Source organism: Vescimonas fastidiosa (assembly GCF_018326305.1).
Taxonomy (GTDB): domain Bacteria; phylum Bacillota; class Clostridia; order Oscillospirales; family Oscillospiraceae; genus Vescimonas; species Vescimonas fastidiosa.
Map to the genome: position 1 here is coordinate 904,534 of NZ_AP023415.1, position 21,200 is coordinate 925,733.

Below are 21,200 nucleotides of genomic sequence, written 5' to 3' on the forward strand. Positions count from 1 at the left end.
GGGCATTCCACCACGGGAATGTTAAATTCACATTAAGTTTGTCAGTTTTTCAGGCTCTGGAGGGGGGCGGGAATGCGGCCGCCCCGGGCGATGAAGGCGGCAGAGGAGGCACTGTGTACGGGCATCACCGGGGCCGAGCCCAGGAGGCCGCCCATCTCCACCATGTCGCCTACTCGCTTACCCTCCACGGGGATGATGCGCACGGCGGTGGTCTTGCTGTTGACCATGCCCACCGCCGCCTCATCGGCAATGATGGCTGAGATGGTCTCGGCGGTGGTCTCTCCGGGAACGGCGATCATATCCAGGCCCACGGAGCAAACGCAGGTCATAGCCTCCAGCTTGTCCAGGGTCAAGGTTCCGCTGAGGGCTGCGGCGATCATGCCCTCATCCTCGGACACGGGGATAAACGCACCGGACAGCCCCCCCACATGGGAGGAGGCCATAACGCCGCCCTTTTTCACTGCATCGTTCAGTAGCGCCAGGGCCGCCGTGGTGCCATGGGTGCCGCAGGTCTCCAGGCCCATTTCCTCCAGGATCCGGGCCACACTGTCGCCCACCGCCGGGGTAGGAGCCAGGGACAGGTCCACGATGCCGAAGGGCGTCCCCAGGCGGCGGGAGGCCTCGGAGGCCACCATCTGACCCATACGGGTGATTTGGAAGGCGGTCTTTTTCACTGTCTCCGCTACCACATCGAAGGGTGCGCCCTTGACGCTCTGCAGGGCGTGGTACACGACCCCCGGGCCGCTGACGCCCACATTGATGACACTGTCCGCCTCGCCTACGCCGTGGAAAGCACCGGCCATGAAGGGGTTATCCTCCACGGCATTGCAGAACACCACCAGCTTGGCGCAGCCCAGGCCCTCCTGCTCTCTTGTCAGGTGGGCCGTCTCTTTGATGATGCGGCCCATGCGGGCCACGGCGTCCATATTGATGCCCGCCCGGGTGGAGCCCACATTCACGCTGGAGCAGACGAAATCCGTCTCGGTCAGGGCCTGGGGTATAGCCCGCAGCAGCAGCTCATCGCCCCGGGCAAATCCCTTTTGCACCAAGGCAGAAAAGCCGCCGATGAAGTTCACGCCACAGGCCTTGGCCGCCCGGTCCATGGTCAGGGCAAAGGGCACCAGATCCTCGGTGTCGCAGCTACCTGCTACCAGGGCCATAGGCGTTACGGAAATGCGCTTATGCACGATGGGAATGCCGAGCTCGCTCTCGATGTCTTCCCCGGTTTTCACCAGGTTCTCGGCGTATCTGGTGATCTTATCGTAAATCTTGTCGCAGCAGCGCTTGGGGTCCTCGCTTACGCAGTCCAGCAGGGAGATGCCCATGGTGATGGTGCGGATGTCCAGGTGCTGCTTGTCGATCATGTTGATGGTGTCAAAAATATTATTCAGACTCAGCATAGTTACACCTCATCACAGCTTGTGCATGGCGTTGAAAATATCCTCCCGCTGGACGCGGATGGACAGGTCCCGGCTCTCACCATAGTCCTTCATGCTGCGGCCCAGCGCCTCAAAGGCCGTGTCGCACAGGGTCAGATCCACCACCATCATCATGGTGAAATACCCCTCCATGACAGTCTGGCTGATGTCCAGAACATTGATATTGTACTGGGCCAGACGGTTGCAGACGCCGGCGATGATACCCACCTGGTCTTTTCCCACTACCGTTACGATTGCTTTCATTTTTCAGTCACTCCATTTCATCCAAAGTCAGGGCAAAGCTGCCCAGGAAATTCTCGCAGAAATACCGCAGCTCCGGCAGGTCCATTTTATCCAGGGCCGCCCGGGTCTGCTCCGCCGCCGCCCGAAATTCGCCGTTGCCGGCCTTCAGCTCCTCCAGGCACTTGATATGGGCGGAGAGCTTGTCCGCCGCCTTCACCAGCTCCTGCACCTGCTCATCGGAGGGGCGCAGGACCTCCTCATAGTCCCCCTGCAGCTCCCGGGGAAGCATACGGAGCAGCTTGTCCTCCGCCACATGCTCCACCTGCTTGTAGGAATCCCGAATTTGGGGATTGTAATATTTAATAGGTGTGGGCAGGTCGCCGGTGAGGATCTCCGGGGCATCGTGATATAAAGCCGCTACGGCCACGGCGCCCTCATCCACGCAGCCGCCGAAGCAGCGGTTTCGGATGACGGCCAGGGCGTGGGCCAGCACCGCCACCTGATGGCTGTGCTCCTGGATATTCTCGGTATAGCTGTTGCGCATAAGGGCCCAGCGGTTTATGAAGCGCATACGGTTGATATAAGCAAAAAAATGGCTCACGGCGCAATTTCTCCTTTCAAAACGCTCCCCTCCACAGCGGTGATGCGCACCGGGCGCAGGCAGTTGTGGAGGTTTTCACCCGGGGCGGAGACCTCCATATAGTTGGGGGCGTGGCCGGTGTAAAAGCCCGGCGCACCGGGCTGCTCAAACAGCACGGGAACTATCTTGCCCACGCAGGAGAGCAGGTATTTTTTGTGGAGGGCGGCGGCAACCTCGCCTGCACGGGCGGTCCGCTCCTCCTTTATATTTTTAGGCACCTGCTCCATATCCGCCGCCTTGGTTCCGGGGCGGACGGAGTAGGGGAAAACATGAATTTGCGCGAAGCCGCAGCGGCGGATAAAGTCCAGGGTAGCGGAAAACTCCTCCTCCGTTTCCCCGGGAAAACCCACGATCAGATCCGTTGTCAGGGCGCAGTCGGGGAAGAAGCGGTGCAGCAGGCAGGCAGATTCGGTGAAGCGGGCAGTATCGTACCGGCGGTTCATGCGGCGCAGGGTCGCATCGCAGCCGGACTGGAGGGAGAGGTGGAAATGGGGGCAGAGATTTTTAAGCGCCGACGCCCGGCGGCAGAACTCCTCCGTAATGGTACGGGGCTCCAGACTGCCCAGGCGGACACGCATAGCCCCGGCAGCGGCGGACACCGCCTCCAAAAGGTCGATGAGGCTCTCCTCCCCCGGCAGGTCCTGGCCCCAGGAGGAGATCTCGATGCCCGTGACCACCACCTCCCGATAGCCCTGGCGGGCAAGCTGCTCCGTCTGCCGGGCCGCCTCCTCCAAGGGCAGGGAGCGGACCGGGCCCCGGGCAAAGGGAATGATGCAGTAGGTGCAGAAATTGCGGCAGCCGTCCTCCACCTTCAGCATGGCGCGGGTGCGGCTGTGCTGCCCGCCGGCAGGGAGAATTTCAAAGTCGTGGCGGTGGAGGGCATCGTCCACCAGGACCCGGGTCTTGCGCTCCTCTGCGGCTGTAAGAAGCTGGTGCAGAAACTCCATGCGCTGCCCGGTGCCGCCGATAAGATCGATGCCCAGGGACTTTGCCTCGTCGGTATGGGTCTGGACATAACAGCCGCAGGCGGCTATAATGGCGGCAGGGTTTCTCTTTTTGGCCCGGCGGATCATCTGCCGGGACTTCTTATCGCTGACGGCGGTGACGGAGCAGGTGTTGATGATATAGGCGTCCGCCGCCTGCTCAAAATCCACCAGCTCGTGGCCCTGAGCCGCCAGCTCCTGCTCCATGGCCTGGGTCTCGTATTGATTGACCTTGCAGCCAAGGGTGTAGATGGCGATTCGCATGGGGTTTTTCTCCTTGCACTTTACGGATTTATCCACTATAATATATGGTTGTATTATAATCTATCATCCGCCGACTGGCAAGGGTCTGGCGGAGGAAATGAGGTATTTTTTCGTGCATTACTTGGATAACGCCGCCACCACGCTGGTGCCGGAGGAGGTCATTGCGGCTATGGCTGAGACATTGCGCCATCACAGCGGCAATCCCTCCTCCCAATATCCCTACGGGCAGGACGGGAAGGCCGTGGCGGAAAAGGGGCGGGAGACCATCGCCCGGGCCCTGGGCTGCCCTAAGGAGCGGCTGTTTTTCACCTCCTGCGGAACGGAGAGTGATGTGTGGGCCATTCGGGGCGCCGTGTGGCACGGCCGGCACAGGGGAAAGCACATTGTCACCACCGCCGTGGAGCACAGCGCCGTGCTGGAGAGCTGCCGGTGGCTGGAAAGCGAAGGGTATCAGGTGACTTATCTGAAGCCGGACAGCACCGGGATGATCTCGGCCCGACAGGTGCTGGATGCGGTGCGGGCAGACACGGTGCTGGTGAGCATGATGCTGGTGAACAACGAGACCGGGTGCGTATTCCCGGTGGCGGAGACGGCCAGGCTCCTGCGGGAGGCAGGCAGCGCCGCCCTGCTCCACTGCGACGCGGTGCAGGGCTTTTTGAAGGTTCCCTGTGACCCGGCGGGCTGGGGCGTGGACCTGATGAGCCTATCGGGTCACAAGCTGGGCGGGCCTAAGGGCATCGGAGCCTTATATATCAGCCCCGGGCTACGGAATTTCCGTCCCCTCCTCCCCGGCGGCGGCCAGGAGATGGGACTGCGGTCCGGTACCGAGGCCACGGCACAGATCGCGGGCTTTGCCAAGGCGGTGGAGCTGCGGATGGAAAACTACGACGAAAAGCTCCGGCACATGGCGGACATGAAGGCCCTGTGCCGGGAGAAGCTGCTGACCATTCCCGGGATGGTGACGGTGGGCGGCGGCACGGCGCCGCATATTCTGGCCATGTCCCTGCCGGGGTATCCCAGCGGCAATATTGTCAGTGACCTGGGCAGCCGGGGCATTTGCATCTCCGCCGGGTCCGCCTGCCACAAGGGAAAAAGCAGCCATGTGGTGTCGGCCCTGGGGCTTCCCAAGCGCACGGCGGCAGGGGTAATACGCATCAGCTTCGCTCCGGAGACCAGCCCGGAGGACATCCAGGCGCTGTATGAGGCGCTGCGCTCCCACCAGGCAGAGCGGTGCGGAATGCTGTGATAAGAGGAAAGTTGAAAGTTGTGAGGGTGCGGGAGACGGATTGCCACACCAGTGGCATCGGTCACTATCTCGCAATGACACGGAGACAAGAAGTGCGACCGTTATCGGGCGGGCCGATGTGGGGAGCGAACTGAGCGCTGCCAGTGGCAGAAGCAGCGAAGTGAGCGAGTGGCCGCGGTCAAAATTTCCAGCGTCCGCCGTAAGGCAGCGCAGAAATTTTGGGCACCGCAACAGGATCATCGGCCCCTACGGATATTTTTCTATTTTCTAAGGAGAGTTTATGGCTATTTTGATTCGACGGGAGCAGGGGTTTTATAGGCGGCTGATGAAGCTGAGTATGCCTATCGTGCTGCAAAACCTTATTACCTTTTCTTTAGGTCTCATTGATACCTTTATGGTCAGTCAGCTTGGCAACACTGAGATGGCGGCGGTGACGGCGGCCAATGTGCCGGTGTTTCTGCTTATATCCATTGTGTTCGGCGTTCAGAGCGGACTGGGGATTCTGGTAAGCCAATACTGGGGAAAGCAGGACATGAAAAGCATCAGCCGCTCCATCGGCGTGGCCGCCTTTGTGGGCGCGGCGGTGGCGACTGTACTGGCGGCGGTGCTGTTTTTTTGGCCGGTACAGATCATGGATCTGCTGTCGAACAACCACCAGCTGTCCATTCTGGGCGCGCCGTACCTGAAAATCATCGGCATTTCCTACATCTTCAATATGCTGTCCTCGGTGTATGCCAGCGCCCAGCGCAGCGCCGAGAATCCCAGCTTCGGCATGAAGCTGTTCGGCGCGTCCACGCTCATCAACACGGGACTGAACTACCTGCTTATTTTCGGCAAGCTGGGCTTTCCCATGCTGGGCATCCAGGGTGCGGCCATCGCCACTCTGTGTGCGCGTATCTGCGAGTTCATCATCTGCTCGGTCTACGCCCTGCGGGATAAGCGCATTCGTGTGCAGTGGGCCGCCTTTGTCCGGCCGGGCTGGGATATGCTGCGCAGGTTTCTGAAATATGCCTCCCCGGTGGTGCTGAACGAGGCCGGCTGGGGCCTGGGGACAAGCATGCTGACGGTGATACTGGGCTACACGGAAAACTCCGTGGAGATGCTGGCGGCCAACGCCGTGATGGGAAACCTGGGGCGGCTGTTTTTGGTGTTCTGCTTCGGCCTGGGCGCCGCCACGGCGGTGCTGGTGGGCAAGGCCATCGGCGAGGGGCAGAGCGAGGAGGATATCATGTCCCTGAGCAAGGCCCTGCTGCGCTTTACCTGTGTATCCGGCACGGTGCTGGCGGCCATTGCTCTGGTGCTGCTGCCCACGCTGTTTATGCCGGTGGTGTTTCCGCTGTTTAAGCTCTTCGGCGAGTCCGCCGCTATTGCGACGGCCCTGGCCGTGACCAGCTTCGCCTCCATTCCCCTGCACGCCTACACCATCTCCAGTATCACGGGCGTTTTGCGCTCCGGAGGCGATGTGCTGTGGAGCGCGGCCCTGGACCTGGGGCCCCAATGGATCGTGTGTCTGCCCCTGACGGCCCTGTGCGCTCTGGTGCTGAAAACCGGTATCTGGCCCATTGCCCTGGCCATGCAGACGGAGTCTGTCGCCAAGCTCCCCCTGTGCCTCTACCGGGTGCGCAGCCGAAAATGGATACATGATGTGACGGCCAACAAGGAGATGCTATGAAAAGTCTTTTCGTCTGCCCGGTGTGTGCGGAGGCTCTGCAGCGAGAGGAGCGGCGCTATATCTGCCCGGCGGGGCACAGCTTCGACCGGGCCAAGGAGGGGTACTGCAACCTGCTGCCGGTGAACCGGAAGCACTCCAAGGAGCCGGGGGATGACAAGGGCATGGCGGCGGCCCGGGAGAGATTCCTGTCTAAAGGGTACTACGAGCCGCTGCGCCGGGAGCTGTGCCGCCTGGCAGTGGACTGGACCGGGGATGCGCCCACGGTGCTGGACGCCGGATGCGGCGAGGGCTACTACACCAGCGGCATTTACCAGGCTTTGCGGGAGAGCGGAAAAACTCCGCGCATGGCCGGGACGGACATCTCCAAGTTCATCCTTCGGCGGGCAGCCAAACGGGAAAAGGATGTGGAATTCGCCGTGGCCTCATCGTACCACCTGCCGATGGCAGCCCGGAGCGCGGACCTGATCCTCAACTGCTTTTCACCCATGGCGGCAGAGGAATTTCACCGAGTTCTGAAAGAGGGCGGCGGGCTTCTGTATGTGGTGCCGTCGGAAAAGCATCTGTGGGAGCTGAAGGAGATCCTCTATGACCGGCCTTATATAAACGAGGTAAAGCAGGTGCCCTACGAGGGCTTTGACGAGGTGGAGGTGCGGCATGTAGAGGAGGTCATTCACCTGCCCTGTAAGGAGGACATTTTGGCCCTGTTTCAAATGACGCCCTATTTCTGGAACACCCCCCGGGAGGGGGTGCGGCGGCTGGAGCAGCAAGAGACGCTTACCTGCCGCATCAGCTTCGACATCCATGTTTTTCGCAAAAGCGGAAATAAATAGGGGAAATTTGTTGTATTTACAGGAAAATTGTGCTATTCTGTATGCGCTGTGCTGTTTGAGGGGCGCAGCGAGTGCTTGTATTCGGAAAAAATTTGAGGAGAGAAAAAGCAATGAACGAGAAAAAGACGCCCCGGGCAGTGGCTCTGCTGCCCATTGCGGTGTTCCTGGTGCTGTATCTGGGGCTGGGCATCGTGCTGGAGTATGTGCTGAAGGTGAAGATGGGCTTTTACCAGATCCCCATTGTGGTGGCCTTTATGGTGTCCATTTTGGTGGCGTGCCTGCAAAACCGGAGCATTTCCTTTGACGAAAAGCTGACCCTCATGGGCCAGGGGATCGGCGACAAGAACATTGTGACCATGATCCTGATTTTCCTGGCGGCGGGCGTATTTGTAGGTGTTACCGGGCGCAGCAGCGCCGAGGCGGTGGCTTACTTCCTGCTGTCCATTACGCCGGCGAAGCTGGCGGTGGCAGTGCTGTTTGTGGTGGCGTGCTTCGTGTCCATGGCTATGGGCACCAGCGTGGGCACCATCACACTGCTGACGCCTATCGCCGCGGCGGTGGCCAAGGACTCCGGGTTCAGCCTGCCGCTGTGCGTGGCCTCCGTCATGGGCGGCAGTATGTTCGGCGACAACCTGTCCTTTATCTCCGACACCACCATTGCCGCCTGCTCCACCCAGGGGTGCCAAATGAAGGATAAATTCCGTGCGAACTTTAAGATCGCGCTGCCGGCGGCTCTGGTGACCCTGGCGGTGATCGTGGTGATCTCCCTGCAGGCGGATGTGGCCCGGACTCCCTCCGGCGATCACAATCTGCTGCTGCTTATCCCCTATGTGCTGGTGCTTATCGGCGGCATCGTGGGTCTGAATGTGTTTGCGGTGCTGCTGGTGGGCATTGCCGCCGGAGCTGCCATTACCCTGGCCACAGGGCAGGTAACGGCCATGGAGCTGATGACCAACATGGGCTCGGGCGTCAGCGATATGTTTGAAACGATCCTGGTGACGCTGCTGGTGTCCTCGCTGTGCGGGCTTATACGGGCTTACGGCGGATTTGACGCCCTGCTGGCGGCCATTCACAAAATGTTCCGGGGCAAGCGCGGCGGGCAGCTGGGTATCGGCATTCTGGTGGGCCTGATGGATATTTCCACCGCCAACAACACCGTGGCCATCGTTATGGCCGGTCCTATCGCCAAGGAAATCGCCACGGAATACGGCATCAGCCCCAAGCGGTCGGCCTCCCTGCTGGACACCTTCTCCTGCGTGTTCCAGGGCATTATCCCCTACGGCGCACAGATGCTGGTGGCCATTTCCGCCTGCACCACCCTGGGCTTTACCGTGAGTGCCTTCGAGATTATTCCGCTCCTGTTTTACCCGATGCTGCTGTGCCTGTCCAGCTTGCTGTTTATCCTATTTGATAAGAAGTAAAAAAATCAGTGTGTCGAAAAAATTCTCCCCCGGAAAAAACCGGGGGAGTTTTTATGCAGTCACACGAATTGCCGGGATGCTATTACAGCTTTCCGGCTTTTTGCAGGGCCAGGACGATGGGCGGGATCAGGAGCAGATGCAGAATGATACCGGGAAGAGCGGTGACGAAGGCACCGGAAACGAAGGCCTCCCAGGTGTAGCTGCCGCCCAGCAGCAGAAACATGGCAATGCCAAAGGACACACGGCCAATGAGCATAGCCCCCGCCAAGGCGCCGTAGACACCGGCGACGCGGTGAGGAAGCAGGCGGTAGAGCAGCCCCGCACCCAGGCCGCAGGCCGCCAGCTCAAAGGACATGGCTGTGGCCATGGGAAACAGGGCCGGGGAGCTGAAGAGCAGTGACCGCAGCACCGGAGCGATAAGCCCTACCAGAGCCGCCCACCAGGGGCCGCAGAGGAAGCCACCCAGCAGCACCGGGATATGCATGGGGCTCAGGGCCTTGCCCACCTGGGGTATCTGCCCGGTGAGAAAGGGCAGCAGCAGGCACAGGGCCAGGCATACGGCGGAATAAACCAGCCTGCGCAGAGAGATTTTTTTTGTGTTCAGGGTGTTCATACAGGGTCCTCCAAAATAAGATCGCACCGGGCATCCGGGCAGAGCTGCTGAAAATAAATCTGCTCCAGCGGGATCCAGCGGTGAAAGAATTGCTGGGCCTTCTCCGGGGTACAGCGGCACAGAATGCGCCGGCGCTGCTCCTCCGGGGAAATGCGAAGAAAGACGGAATAGGTATAATACGGAGCCAGCTCCGGGTGCAGGCAATAGGTGCCCTCCACCACCTGAAAGGGGGCATAGGGAACGGTCACCGGAGGGGTAAGCGCCATGGCGCCGCAGTCAAACCGGCGGAAGGTAACATCCTCGCCCCGGGACAAGGGCAAAAGCACCTCCTGCAAAAAGCGCTCCCGGTCCATGTTGCCCCCGGGCTGGGAGAGACGCTGGGGCGTGCGCTGGTGAGCCTGAAGAAAAAAATCGTCGGTGTGGAAAACCGGGCAGCCGTACTTTTCCTGCAGCTGACGGGCCAAGGTGGTCTTTCCGGCGGCGGAGCAGCCGTCGATGGCCAGGGTCAGGGGCTGACCGGCGGACAGGCGCCGCCGGATAGCCTGCAATAGTGGCGCAGGCAGGGTAAATTCGGGCATGACGCTACTCCTTTCATGGCAGAGGGCGCTATAATCGGCGGGCCAAAAAAAGCCTTTCGGTTTTCCCGGACACACCCGCTTACCGCTGCCGCATTATTTCTTACATTATTTTACTATATCATAATTTTCGAGCGGTGTAAACCGGAGAAACGGGCTAAGGTCGTGGGAAAACCTCACCATTTTGGACAGAGTCTCCCGTTCTCCGGTCTTGACACGGTTACTCGGCTGTGATAAACTTTATTTATTTACTTATGCGTCATTTTATGGCGTTTTTTTCACGGTCTTTTGGGGATTTTATAGAAAACTTTCCGGGGGGCTGCTGAATTTGAGGGAGAATGGGCGTATGGAAAAGCTGCAACTGATTCATTCCTTGAAGCACTGGTGCGACCTGATATGGGAGTATAACCAGGCCATCGAAAAAATCTATGTGTACCGTGACAAGCTGGCGATCAAGCTGGAAAATAACTGGTACGACCCCGCAGAGCTGGACCGGATCGTCCGGCAGGAATACCACTTTGAGATCAACCGCTCCAGCTCCTCCTTCATCGCCGATAGCCTGCCTAAAATGGTGCAGAAAAACACTCGGCTCAAGGAGTTTGACCTCTGGTTCTGCCAAAATAACAGTGATCTGATCTGGTACAATATGCGCATGGAAAAGCTGGACCAGGACAGCTGGATCATCACCGGGTACAACAAGTCCACGGAGATAAAGGAGCGCTCTATGTACAGGGCTCTTCGTAACTCCTTCGAGTCCATCCTCAGCACGGATGTGAAAACCCGGCGCTATCTTGTCAGCTACTCCATCTTTCCCGTCCCGGACCGGCTGCAGGAATATGACTACGACAGCTCCGTCTCCGATTATGTGCGCAAGTATGTTTATGACGAGGACAAGGAGCAGATCATCCGGGCCCTGTCCCTGGACACCGTTATGGAAAAGCTCCGGACCCAGGAGGACTATTCCGTGTTCATCACCGTGCGGCAAAGAGATGGGTCCCTCTCCTATAAGCGCGTCATACATAACTACTACGACGATACCCACCAGCGCATTACCACCTCCCGGCTGGACATCAGCGCCATCGTCAACCGCTACGAGGCGAAGATAGCGGAAATTCGCCAGGAGAACTCCATTGACGCCCTTACGGGGGTATATAACCGGAATTATTACGAGAAAAATATACGGGGCGCCTCCCTGCAGGGGTTCGTGGCCATGCTCGACCTGGACAACCTGAAGCTGTGCAACGATCACTTCGGTCACGGCGCCGGAGACAGCGTTCTGAAAAAGCTGGCCGAGGTTATCAAGGCGGAGCTGCGCAGCGGCGACAAGCTCATCCGCTTCGGCGGCGACGAGTTCCTCCTTCTGGCCCAGGACTGCCCGGACGACGAATTTGAGCAGCTTCTGCTGCGCATACAGACTAAGGTCTCCGAGGCGGCTGTGCCGGGCTTTCCGGGGCTGTCCCTCTCTGTGAGCATCGGCGGCACACGGGTGGCCGGGTCCTCCTCGTCCGAGGCGGTGATGCGGGCCGACCAGATGATGTACATGGCAAAGTCCCACAAGAATCTGGTGGTTACGGACCGATTCATGCTCCAAAACGGGAAGGATGGCATTGAACGGCTTAAAAAGGAGCAGGTGCTCCAGCAGATCCTTATTGTGGACGACTCGGATATGAACCGGGCCATGCTGCGGGAAATTCTGAAGGATAATTACAGTATTCTTGAGGCCGGCAACGGCGCGGAGTGTCTCTCCTGCGTGAAGCATATGGGCAGCAGCCTGTCGCTGATCCTGCTGGACCTGAATATGCCGGAAATGGACGGCTTTGAGGTGCTGGCGGAGCTATCCAGGCTGGGGTATATGGACGATATACCCGTTATCATCATCTCCGGCACCGACTCCACCGCCGACATCTGCCGGGCCTACGACCTGGGGGCTACGGACTATATCCACCGCCCCTTCAACACCCAGGTCATCTACCGGCGGGTGTCCAACACCATCACCCTCATGGCCAAGCAGCGGCGCATGGCCGAGCTGGTGAATCGGCAAATCGACCGCGCCACCAAGCAGCAGGAGCTCATGGTAGACTTCCTCAGCCGCATCATCGGCTACCGCAGCGGGGAGAGCAACCCCCATTTTGCCAACATCAGCACCCTCTCTGCCCTGCTGCTGCAGGCTCTGCAAAAGCGGAAGAATCACTATGGCCTCACCGAGCATGATTGCCAGCTCATTGCCACCGCCGCCGTCTTTCACGATGTGGGCAAGATCGGCATTCCCGAGTCCATTCTCCTCAAGCCCGGAAAGCTCACCGCCAAGGAGTTTGAGGTGATGAAAACCCACACTCTCATCGGCGACAACCTGATTAAGAGCCTGGAAATTTATCATGACGAGCCACTGCTGCAGATGGCTGCGCAAATCTGCCGCTGGCACCACGAGCGCTACGACGGAGGGGGCTACCCCGACGGGCTCAAGGGGGAGGAGATCCCCATATGCGCCCAGGTGGTGTCCATTGCGGATGTCTACGACGCGCTGACGAGCGCGCGGCCCTACAAGCCCGCCTTTTCCAGCGAAAAGGCCATTCAAATGATCTTAAACGGCGAGTGCGGCGTGTTTAACCCTGTTTTAGTGGACTGCCTTTTGGAGGTCGTCAGCCAGCAGAAAACGGGAAAGGAGGGCACCCCCCCCGAAAAATTTATCCACAGCCCCGGGTGGTTCGGTCCTAAACACTCTCACCTTTTCGGGCTCGGTGATGTAAGAAAGGAGCCTCCGGTATGACCCTGAAAAATCTGTATGACGCTATCGGTGCCAGCTATGACGACACCATTGAGCGCCTTATGAGCGCGGATTTTCTCCTGCGCTTCGTGCGCAAATTTCCCGATGACCCCAGCTTCGCCGCCCTGAAGGATGCCCTGGCCCGGGGCAGCACAGAGGAGGCCTTCCGGGCAGCACACACCCTCAAGGGCGTGTGCGCCAACCTGGGCTTCACCCGGCTTCGGGAAACCGCCGGACAGCTGACCGAGCTGCTGCGCGCCGGGACCCTGGAGGGCACGGAGTCCTTGTTTTTAAAGCTCAGTGAGGAATATGCCCACCTGCTTGGGCAAATTGCGCTGCTGGACTGAGGCAGCCACCGTAAAAGCACTGACTTTCCCGGAAAAGGAAGTGCAGGCCGCTTCGCAAGACCACTCATTACCAAAAAACGCCCAAAATCGCCCCGAAAGCGGGACAAAGCAGCTCTATCCCCTATCCATTTTAAAAAAATCAAAACCTCCGGCTAAGCCAGAGGTTTTGATTTTTTTAATTTAATTCTGCGGTGCGGCCTCAAGCGTCATCAGCAGCTCCTTGGCCTTGACGGGCTGCCCCTCCTTGACCCGGATGGTCTTGACCGTGCCCGCGGTACGGGCGGTAATGGCGGTCTCCATCTTCATGGCCTCAATGACGGCCAGTACCTGGTCCTTTTCCACCCGGTCTCCCTGCTTGACGCAGAGCTTAGACACCATGCCGGGAATGGATGTGCCCACCTGCAGGGGATCGGACTCATCGGCCAGCGTCGCCTGGCGGGTTTGCTCCGAGGCATGGGGGTCACGGACGGTGACCTCCCGGCGCATACCGTTCAGCTCAAACTGCACATTGACGGTGCCGTCGCTGTTCCGGTCGCCCAGGCCCAAATACTTGATGACAAGGGTCTTGCCGTCCTCGATATTGATCTTATTGGTCTCGCCCAAGGCCATACCGTTAAAGAACACATGGCTGCCCATGCGGGTGATGTAGCCGTACTCCTTCCGGTGGCGGCAGAAGTCCTCGTAGACCTTGGGATACATGGCGTAGGAGATGAGATCCTTCTTCTCCGGAGCCTCACGGAACTGCTCCACCTCCTGCTGCAGCTGCGCAAAGTCCACAGGGGGCAGCAGCGCACCGGGGCGGCAGGTGATGGGCTCCTCTCCCTTGAGCACCACCCTTTGCAGGTCCTTGGGGAAGCCCCAGGCAGGCTGACCCATCATGCCCTTAAAATAGGACACCACGGAATCCGGGAAGGCCAGTGCCTCGCCGCGCCGGACGATATTCTCCGGCGTCAGGTCGTTCTGCACCATGAAGATGGCAAGATCGCCCACTACCTTGGACGACGGCGTAACCTTCACCGGGTCGCCCAGCATATCGTTGACGGTCTTGTACATCTCCTTGACCTCTTCAAACCGGTCGCCCAGGCCCAAAGATTCCACCTGCGGGCGGAGATTGGTGTACTGGCCGCCGGGTATCTCATAGCGATAGATGTCGGTGGTGGAGGATTTCAGACCGTGATCGAAGCTCTCGTAGCGCAGGCGCACATCGGACCAGTAGTTGCTCAGCTCCTGGACACGGCGCAGGTCCAGGCCGGTGTCACGCTCTGTGCCATGGAGGGCGGCCACCACCGCGTCCAAAGAGGGCTGGCTGGTGAGGCCCGCCATAGGCGCGCAGGCCACATCCACCACATCCACGCCGGCTTCAGCGGCCAAGAGCAGTGCGGCCACCTGGTTGCCGGTGGTGTCGTGGGTATGCAGATGGATGGGCAGCCCCACCTCCTGCTTCAGGGTGGACACCAGCTTCTTGGCGGCATAGGGCTTCAGCAGGCCGGACATATCCTTGATGGCCAGCATATGTGCGCCCCGCTTTTCCAGCTCCTTGGCGAGGTTTACATAGTATTTTAAGGTATATTTGTCCTTCGTCTCGTCCAGAATGTCGCCGGTGTAGCACATGGTAGCCTCCAGCAGCTTGTTCTGCCGGAGCACCTCCTCCATGGCTACCTCCATGCCCGGAACCCAGTTCAGCGAGTCGAAAACACGGAACACATCAATGCCCCGCTGGGCGGCCTCCTCCACGAAAGCACGGACCAGATTGTCGGGATAGTTGGCGTAGCCCACCAGGTTGGAGCCGCGCAGGAGCATCTGGAAGGGGATGTTGGGGATCTTCTCCCGCAGCAGCCGCAGCCGCTCCCAGGGAGACTCATGCAGGAACCGGTAAGCCACATCGAAGGTGGCTCCGCCCCACATCTCCAGCGAGAAGCAATCCCGGAGAATGTCGGCCATGCCCTCGGCGCCCTTTACCATGTCCCGGGTACGCATACGGGTGGACAGCAGGCTTTGGTGCGCATCGCGCATGGTGGTGTCGGTGAGCAGCAGCTTTTTCTGATCCAGCACCCACTGCTTCACCGCATCGGGGCCCTTTTCGTCCAGAATCTGCTTCAGGCCGGGGCCAAGGGGCTCCTTCGCCTCCGGGAAGCGGGGAATGTCATACTGGTGGCGCTCGGCGTTGGGGTTGGCCACCTGAATTTCGGAGATATAGCGCAGGACACGGGTAGCCCGGTCACGGGAGTCCACCAGCTCAAACAGCTCCGGCGTCTCATCGATAAACTTGGTGTGGCACCGGCCTGCGATGAAGGTGGGATGTGCCAAAATATTGGTGACAAAGGGGATGTTGGTCTTAACGCCCCGGACGCGCACCTCGTTGATGGCCCGGGCCGACTTGCGGCAAGCAGCGGGGAATGTGCGGTCCCAGCTTGTTACCTTCACCAGCAGGGAGTCGTAATAGGGAGAGATAACGGTGCCCACACCCACATTGCCGCCGTCCAAACGGACGCCGAAGCCGCCGGGGGAATGATAGGCGGTGATCTTGCCGTTATCGGGGGCAAAATTGTTAGAGGGGTCCTCGGTAGTCACCCGGCACTGGATGGCGTAACCGTCGAAATGTACATCCTCCTGCTTTGTCAGGCCGATTTCCGGGCAGTCCAGGGGGAATCCGGCAGCCACCAGCAGCTGGGCGCGCACGATGTCAACGCCCGTGACCATTTCGGTAACGGTGTGCTCCACCTGAATGCGGGGATTCATCTCGATGAAGTAGTAGTTGCCGGACTTGTCCACCAAAAACTCCACCGTGCCGGCGCTGACATAACCCACGGACTTGGCGATCTTCACGGCGTCGCGGCGCAGAGCCTCCACCGTCTCCTGGGGCACCGACCAGGCAGGGGCAAACTCCACCACCTTCTGATACCGGCGCTGAAGAGAGCAGTCGCGCTCACCCAGGTGGTAAACATTGCCGTATTTATCGGCTAAGATCTGCACCTCAATGTGCTTCGGCTCCACCAGATATTTCTCCATAAAGATGTCGCCGCAGCCGAAGGACTTTTCCGCCTCGCTGTGTACCAGCTCGTAAGCGGTTTTGACCTCCTCAGGGCTGTCGCAGCGGCGCATACCGCGCCCGCCGCCGCCGGCGGAAGCCTTTAATATCACCGGGAAGCCGAAGCTGCGCGCCTTCTCCAGCGCATCATCGGCATCCCGCAGCGGCTCGGTGCAGCCGGGGATGATGGGCACCCCGCATTTGATGGCGATCTCCTTGGCGCTGAGCTTATCCCCCATTTGCGCCAGCACCTGAGACGACGGCCCCACGAACAGAATGCCGTTTTCCTCGCAGGCCCGGGCAAAGTCGGCGTTCTCAGAGAGGAAACCGTAGCCGGGATGGATGGCGGTAACGCCCCGGCGCCGGGCCAGGCTGATAATGCCGGGAATGTCCAAATACGCACCCAGGGGGGACTTTTTTTCTCCCACCAGATATGCCTCGTCCGCCTTAGTGCGGAACAGCGAATAGGTGTCCTCATTGGAATAGATGGCCACGGTGTGTAGGCCCAGATCGTAGCAGGCGCGGAATATGCGCACGGCGATCTCACCGCGATTGGCCACCAGGACCTTTTTAATTTGTGTGATCTGCTGCATACGGCTATCCTTTCATTTATAAAATGATATATTTAATACCAATATACACTTTTTTCCCTCATAGCGCCATATGCAAAATAACTAAAATGTCCGTAAGTACTGGCCAGATGAGGCGCAAGAGTGCCAACGGCATAGAGCAGATTCCGTGTACCGCCCCCTTCTAGCAAGTACCTGCGACTTTCACAATATCATATATGTAAATTTTTTCCGTTAACCCCGAATTTTTACAGTGCTATTTTTTCAGAAAAAGGCGTTATAGATCCATTGGATCGAAGCTGTTAAAGACTTCATGCATGCTCGACTTTTAGCATTTCCGTATCCCCCGGCTAATTTTGCTGCTCAAATCAGCCTCCCTGACCTGCCAGCGCCAGAAATTTTTTATCTGACTGAATCCCCTGTGTCAGAAACCGACCGTCCCGGAACAGGGCATAGGTCGTGACCGGCGCAGGCACATTCTGCGCAGATTCTTTGTCAGTGATATGGATGACCTTGAGCGGGATACCATATCTCCCTGCGCATTATTTTGGTTTACGAATGCAATGCAAATGTGGTATACTTTGATGGGGTGCAGCTATTTAACACCTATGCAATTAATAACGACCGGCGTATTAAAAATTATGGGAGAGTAACAATGGATAAGCCAGCTTTTCTAAAAAAGCTCTGTGAATATGGCATTGATACAAACATTGTTTGTTTTAATGACTCTGCAAAAGATGATGTGTTTTGTGTAATAAACAACCATGGCTACACCGATGTGTTTTACCGTGAAAGAGGCTGCGAATACGATAGGCATAGGTTTCTATCTCAGCCAGAGGCTCTACAATATCTCCTAAATAAAATCCTTACAATAGCAGGGATATGCAGCAAAAACAATTCATTTTCTGATGAATTAACAGATTCATCCACGGTTTAATCATCAAGTTAGGATTGTTGCCTAATAAGGGGGCCGTGTATACAGCAGCATATACTTTTTAACTTTATGAGGTAATTATTATGAGAAAAAATTGGGGATTATTATCACTCACCACCTTAATACGGTTACTCACATCTTGTTCAATAGGAAACTCTAATATGCGAAAAATGTTTTTTGCAAGGAACAACAATCAAATTGCAAATGAACAACTTGAAGCATTGTTAGAGGCAATTCAATCGAAAAATGCCCAAGCAGTAAAAGAACTGTTTTCCGATAACGCATGGGCGGAATCAGGAAATATGGAGAAGTCTATCCTGGTACTGTTTGACTACTTTCAAGGGGAGTTGGTCTCCTATAAAAGCTGGGCTGGGCCCAGTGTTCACGCCACCAAAAATCATGGTGAGTATTGGAAAAGCTACGACTGCACTTATGACTTCGAGACAACGCAGGATAAGTATCGCCTCGCCATGGAGATCATAACGGTGGACACTACGGACGCGGACAATATAGGAATACGGTCGTTGTATATCATTCGATTTGAGGATGACACAGACCAGAATTGTGCGTACTGGGGCGACGGAGAACATACACCGGGTATCAACATTGGCAAGACTGAATAAAATGGCAATTTAGGTGCATCGAATGGACTTGTGAGAGGATGGCAAAAGCTTAATCTATTCCCGGATGCGCTCACCTGGCAGCTTGGAAATTTGGTAGTTTGCAATAGGAGTTGAAATGAATTGAGTGTGATTATCAGTTTTTTCTGCTTGTCCCTATTATCGTCTGTGGCGCTCAAGAATCTCTCGACATTCGAAATTGATAGATTTGGGACAAACCTCCATCCCAAAAATACCAAATGGTTTGTCTCGCCCCCCACATGGATGCGAAAAACTTTCAAAATTACTAAGTGGGCGTTCATTCCACGGTATTTGTATTTTAATTTATTCTTATCTCTCTTTTTTGCCGCTCTCGCTCCTATCAGTTCCATAATTTATATAACTTCTGACTGCAATCCGATAATTGCCAGATTGCTGATATTTGTACCTTGCTGCTTGGGCATAATAGATATTATTTTCACTACTATTATGACAGCTATCGCAAAGAAATATTAACGCATTTCGCAGCAGGCAGTTCAACTAAAGGGGGCACCGCGTGGTATACGCGGTGCCCTTTTCATGACTGGCAGTATCTGTCCATGCGGGTGGCGGCGAAGACGGCCTATACCTCCCTGCGCATTATTTTGGTTTATGAATGCAATGCAAATGTGGTACACTTTGATGGGGTGTAGCTATTCAATACCTACGGCCCGTGGGGCGAAGCTTGCGGCATGAGCGGGACACTTGCCTCCACCTTGGGAGTTATAAATCCCCTCCGCTACCGGGGCTATGTCTACGATACCGAGACGGGGCTGCATTACCTCAATAGCCGGTATTATAATCCCGTTTGGGGCAGATTTATCAGTGCATATCCGCCTACCTTAACGCTGAACACACGATGCCTGCAAGGAGCAGAGAAGCACCTTGCCGCCTCTCTGCTCCCTCACTTGCTTGTTTATTTTTGGGTATTTTCTTCATCGTCCAGCAGGTCGGCCATATTCCGCAGGCTGATGCCCAGGGTGGACCCGTTGTGCAGCAGTGCCGAGGTGGCAGGTGGCAGTACACCCGCCACGCCCAGTGCGATCAGCGTCAGGTTGAAGCCCACGATGAAGCGGTAGCTGCCGTGGATACGCGCCATCAGTGCCTCACCGAGCCTGCGCAGCGTTACCAGCGCAAACAGATCCTCCGAGGCAACGGTGATGTCGGCAATCTCCCGGGCGATAGCCGCGCCGGTGGAGATGGCGATGCCCGCGTCCGCCTCCGACAGTGCCGGGGAGTCGTTGACTCCGTCGCCCACCATGATAACGGTGTGGCCCTTCGCCTTTTCCCGCCGGATAAACGCGGCCTTGTCCTCCGGCAGCACCTCGGCGTACACAGCGTCCACGCCCACCTCGGCGGCCACGGTCTCCGCCGTGCGGCGGTTGTCGCCGGTCATCATCACCACATTGGTAAAGCCGCTCTCGTGCAGCGCTCTTACCGCCTCCCGTGCCTCCCGGCGCAGGGGATCGTGGATGCAGATCACCGCCGCCAGCTCCCCGTCTATGCAGAGGTACAGGTGGGAATACGCGGCGGGCAGGGTGTCAAATTTCGCCTGTTCTCCCTCCGGGATGCAGCAGCCCTCGTCCTCAAAGACAAAGTGTGCGCTGCCGATGATGACCTTCTTGCCCTCCACCATGCTGGAGATGCCGTGGGCCACCACATACTGCACCTGCGAATGATACTCCTCGTGGGTGAGCCCGTGCCGCTTTGCCTCCGCTACCACGGCGTTTGCCATGGAATGCGGGTAATGCTCCTCCAGACAGGCGGCAAGCCGGAGCATTTCCGCCTCGTCATGTCCGCCGAAGGGGACGACCGCCGCCACGGTGGGCGTCGCATAGGTCAGTGTGCCGGTCTTGTCGAACACAATGGTGTCCGCCTTGGCCACCGCCTCCAAAAAGCGTCCGCCCTTGACGGAGATGTGATAGCCGCTGCTCTCCCGCATGGCGGACAGCACCGCGATGGGGATGGCCAGCTTCAGGGCGCAGGAGAAGTCCACCATCAGCACCGAGAGCATTTTCGTCACATTCCGGGTCAGAAGATAGGTCAGCGCCGTGCCGCCCAGCGTGTAGGGCACCAGTCTGTCCGCCATCCGGGAGGCTTTGTCCTCGGCGGTGGATTTCAGCTTCTCCGACTCCTCGATCATGCGAACCACCCGGTCATACCGCCCACTGCCGGAGGATTTCTCTACGGAGATGACGCACTCGCCCTCCTCCGCCACCGTCCCGGCATAGACGGGACTGCCGGGATGCTTGGCCACGGGCATAGACTCGCCGGTGAGGGAGGCCTGGTTCACCATGGCCTCTCCCTCCACTACTCGGCCGTCCAGCGGGATCATGCCGCCGGTGCGGATCACGATACGGTCCCCCGGCTTCACATCGGTGATTTTCGTCAGCACCTCGGTGCCGTTTACCTGCTGCCAGACGCTGTCCACCCGCAGGCTCATGGCGGAGGCAAGGTCGGCCACGGACTTTTTGTGGGTCCACTCCTCCAGAATTTCGCCCAGATGCAGCATGAACATCACAGAGCCGGCGGTGGCAAAGTCTCCCCGTACCATGGACACCGTGACGGCGGTGGCATCCAGCACGGCGACAGACAGTTTGCCGTGCCACAGTGCCGAAAGCCCCTCCCGGATGTACTTTACGGAGCGGAACAGTGCCAGTGCCGTGGTGATGGGCGCAGGCAGAAACAGCTTGGAGATGCATCTGCGCATAACGGCAACTGCCAGCTTGTCCTCAAACTCCCGGTTCAGGGCCCGGGAGGTATGCTCCGGCACCAGCTCCATAGCTTCCGCCTTGGCGAAGGAGAATGTCGCCAGCGCTCGAATTATACTTCCGCGCTCCGCCTCATAGAGCACCACGGCGTCCTGCGTCCGGTCGTAGACCTTGACCGCCTGCACGCCGTCCTGGGCGCGCAGATAGTATTCCAGCACATCCGCTTGGGATACTGTCATCCGCCCGCAGCACAGGTGTACCCGCAGCCGTCCGGTCGTTTCATGTAGGATCGTACACTTCATGG

General features: G+C 58.0%; 17 protein-coding genes and 1 pseudogene. 9 read left to right on the forward strand and 9 right to left on the reverse strand.

Annotated features, from left to right (window positions below):
- Positions 1 to 41: 41 nt before the first annotated feature.
- The 4 genes from KI236_RS04400 to mtaB are packed head-to-tail and all read right to left on the reverse strand — an operon-like array spanning position 42 to position 3,548.
- A complete protein-coding gene (locus tag KI236_RS04400; RefSeq protein WP_212819650.1) occupies positions 42 to 1,400 on the reverse strand; it encodes a PFL family protein in 1,359 nt (452 codons plus the stop codon).
- A gap of 12 nt (positions 1,401 to 1,412) precedes the next feature.
- Entirely contained in the window at positions 1,413 to 1,682 is a 270-nt protein-coding gene (locus KI236_RS04405; RefSeq protein ID WP_212819652.1) for an ACT domain-containing protein, read from the reverse strand.
- Positions 1,683 to 1,689: 7 nt separating this feature from the next.
- Entirely contained in the window at positions 1,690 to 2,262 is a 573-nt protein-coding gene (gene yfbR / locus KI236_RS04410) for a 5'-deoxynucleotidase (protein ID WP_228738085.1), read from the reverse strand.
- The gene (mtaB, locus tag KI236_RS04415; protein ID WP_212819654.1) at positions 2,259 to 3,548 is read right to left on the reverse strand and encodes a tRNA (N(6)-L-threonylcarbamoyladenosine(37)-C(2))-methylthiotransferase MtaB; all 1,290 of its coding nucleotides are present in this window, start codon (positions 3,546 to 3,548) and stop codon (positions 2,259 to 2,261) included. The genes yfbR and mtaB overlap by 4 nt, the downstream gene beginning before the upstream one ends.
- A gap of 112 nt (positions 3,549 to 3,660) precedes the next feature.
- On the opposite strand from mtaB, the gene KI236_RS04420 reads away from it, so the two are divergent.
- The 4 genes from KI236_RS04420 to KI236_RS04435 all read left to right on the forward strand — a co-directional run bounded on the left by KI236_RS04420 (position 3,661) and on the right by KI236_RS04435 (position 8,717).
- Positions 3,661 to 4,794 carry a cysteine desulfurase family protein gene (locus tag KI236_RS04420; protein WP_212819656.1) on the forward strand — a complete coding sequence of 378 codons (1,134 nt, stop codon included), beginning with the start codon at positions 3,661 to 3,663 and terminating at the stop codon, positions 4,792 to 4,794.
- Between the two features lie 280 nt (positions 4,795 to 5,074).
- Positions 5,075 to 6,466 carry an MATE family efflux transporter gene (locus KI236_RS04425; RefSeq protein WP_212819658.1) on the forward strand — a complete coding sequence of 464 codons (1,392 nt, stop codon included), beginning with the start codon at positions 5,075 to 5,077 and terminating at the stop codon, positions 6,464 to 6,466.
- Positions 6,463 to 7,296, forward strand: coding sequence for a putative RNA methyltransferase (locus KI236_RS04430; protein WP_212819660.1), 834 nt, complete (start codon positions 6,463 to 6,465; stop codon positions 7,294 to 7,296). Before KI236_RS04425 ends, KI236_RS04430 begins: the two co-directional genes overlap by 4 nt.
- A 110-nt stretch (positions 7,297 to 7,406) precedes the next feature.
- On the forward strand, positions 7,407 to 8,717 hold the full coding sequence (locus tag KI236_RS04435) for a Na+/H+ antiporter NhaC family protein (protein WP_212819662.1): 1,311 nt from the start codon (positions 7,407 to 7,409) through the stop codon (positions 8,715 to 8,717).
- Positions 8,718 to 8,799: 82 nt separating this feature from the next.
- On the opposite strand, the gene KI236_RS04440 is transcribed toward KI236_RS04435, so the two are convergent.
- Both KI236_RS04440 and KI236_RS04445 read right to left on the reverse strand, forming a co-directional pair.
- The gene (locus KI236_RS04440; protein ID WP_212819664.1) at positions 8,800 to 9,330 is read right to left on the reverse strand and encodes an ECF transporter S component; all 531 of its coding nucleotides are present in this window, start codon (positions 9,328 to 9,330) and stop codon (positions 8,800 to 8,802) included.
- The gene (locus tag KI236_RS04445; RefSeq protein WP_212819666.1) at positions 9,327 to 9,908 is read right to left on the reverse strand and encodes a uridine kinase family protein; all 582 of its coding nucleotides are present in this window, start codon (positions 9,906 to 9,908) and stop codon (positions 9,327 to 9,329) included. The genes KI236_RS04440 and KI236_RS04445 overlap by 4 nt, the downstream gene beginning before the upstream one ends.
- 343 nt (positions 9,909 to 10,251) lie before the next feature.
- Between KI236_RS04445 and KI236_RS04450 the strand changes: the two genes are divergently transcribed.
- Both KI236_RS04450 and KI236_RS04455 read left to right on the forward strand, forming a co-directional pair.
- Entirely contained in the window at positions 10,252 to 12,672 is a 2,421-nt protein-coding gene (locus KI236_RS04450; protein WP_212819669.1) for a diguanylate cyclase, read from the forward strand.
- Positions 12,669 to 13,016 carry an Hpt domain-containing protein gene (locus KI236_RS04455; protein WP_212819671.1) on the forward strand — a complete coding sequence of 116 codons (348 nt, stop codon included), beginning with the start codon at positions 12,669 to 12,671 and terminating at the stop codon, positions 13,014 to 13,016. Before KI236_RS04450 ends, KI236_RS04455 begins: the two co-directional genes overlap by 4 nt.
- Before the next feature lie 180 nt (positions 13,017 to 13,196).
- Here the strand turns inward: KI236_RS04455 and KI236_RS04460 are convergent, their stop codons facing one another.
- On the reverse strand, positions 13,197 to 16,637 hold the full coding sequence (locus KI236_RS04460; protein WP_212819673.1) for a pyruvate carboxylase: 3,441 nt from the start codon (positions 16,635 to 16,637) through the stop codon (positions 13,197 to 13,199).
- Between the two features lie 344 nt (positions 16,638 to 16,981).
- On the reverse strand, positions 16,982 to 17,137 hold the full coding sequence (locus tag KI236_RS04465) for a YoaP domain-containing protein (protein ID WP_228738112.1): 156 nt from the start codon (positions 17,135 to 17,137) through the stop codon (positions 16,982 to 16,984).
- Between the two features lie 131 nt (positions 17,138 to 17,268).
- Here KI236_RS04465 and KI236_RS04470 point away from each other — a divergent pair, with 131 nt between their 5' ends.
- From KI236_RS04470 to KI236_RS12225, 3 genes and pseudogenes are all read left to right on the forward strand, one after another.
- Positions 17,269 to 17,550 carry a hypothetical protein gene (locus KI236_RS04470; protein ID WP_212819675.1) on the forward strand — a complete coding sequence of 94 codons (282 nt, stop codon included), beginning with the start codon at positions 17,269 to 17,271 and terminating at the stop codon, positions 17,548 to 17,550.
- Between the two features lie 167 nt (positions 17,551 to 17,717).
- Entirely contained in the window at positions 17,718 to 18,170 is a 453-nt protein-coding gene (locus tag KI236_RS04475; protein WP_228738113.1) for a DUF5104 domain-containing protein, read from the forward strand.
- Between the two features lie 692 nt (positions 18,171 to 18,862).
- Positions 18,863 to 19,009 (forward strand): annotated as a pseudogene (locus tag KI236_RS12225) (RHS repeat-associated core domain-containing protein); the annotation flags it as partial.
- 92 nt (positions 19,010 to 19,101) lie between these two features.
- Here the strand turns inward: KI236_RS12225 and KI236_RS04485 are convergent.
- Positions 19,102 to 21,198 carry a heavy metal translocating P-type ATPase gene (locus tag KI236_RS04485; RefSeq protein ID WP_212819679.1) on the reverse strand — a complete coding sequence of 699 codons (2,097 nt, stop codon included), beginning with the start codon at positions 21,196 to 21,198 and terminating at the stop codon, positions 19,102 to 19,104.
- Positions 21,199 to 21,200 lie beyond the last annotated feature (2 nt).

Coding starts and splice junctions, on each gene's coding strand:
- KI236_RS04400 (WP_212819650.1), bottom strand. CDS start 1,400: ATGCTGAGTCTGAATAATATTTTTGACACCATCAACATGATCGACAAG.
- KI236_RS04405 (WP_212819652.1), bottom strand. CDS start 1,682: ATGAAAGCAATCGTAACGGTAGTGGGAAAAGACCAGGTGGGTATCATC.
- mtaB (WP_212819654.1), bottom strand. CDS start 3,548: ATGCGAATCGCCATCTACACCCTTGGCTGCAAGGTCAATCAATACGAG.
- KI236_RS04425 (WP_212819658.1), top strand. CDS start 5,075: ATGGCTATTTTGATTCGACGGGAGCAGGGGTTTTATAGGCGGCTGATG.
- KI236_RS04430 (WP_212819660.1), top strand. CDS start 6,463: ATGAAAAGTCTTTTCGTCTGCCCGGTGTGTGCGGAGGCTCTGCAGCGA.
- KI236_RS04435 (WP_212819662.1), top strand. CDS start 7,407: ATGAACGAGAAAAAGACGCCCCGGGCAGTGGCTCTGCTGCCCATTGCG.
- KI236_RS04440 (WP_212819664.1), bottom strand. CDS start 9,330: ATGAACACCCTGAACACAAAAAAAATCTCTCTGCGCAGGCTGGTTTAT.
- KI236_RS04445 (WP_212819666.1), bottom strand. CDS start 9,908: ATGCCCGAATTTACCCTGCCTGCGCCACTATTGCAGGCTATCCGGCGG.
- KI236_RS04450 (WP_212819669.1), top strand. CDS start 10,252: ATGGAAAAGCTGCAACTGATTCATTCCTTGAAGCACTGGTGCGACCTG.
- KI236_RS04455 (WP_212819671.1), top strand. CDS start 12,669: ATGACCCTGAAAAATCTGTATGACGCTATCGGTGCCAGCTATGACGAC.
- KI236_RS04460 (WP_212819673.1), bottom strand. CDS start 16,637: ATGCAGCAGATCACACAAATTAAAAAGGTCCTGGTGGCCAATCGCGGT.
- KI236_RS04470 (WP_212819675.1), top strand. CDS start 17,269: ATGGATAAGCCAGCTTTTCTAAAAAAGCTCTGTGAATATGGCATTGAT.
- KI236_RS04475 (WP_228738113.1), top strand. CDS start 17,718: ATGTTTTTTGCAAGGAACAACAATCAAATTGCAAATGAACAACTTGAA.
- KI236_RS04485 (WP_212819679.1), bottom strand. CDS start 21,198: ATGAAGTGTACGATCCTACATGAAACGACCGGACGGCTGCGGGTACAC.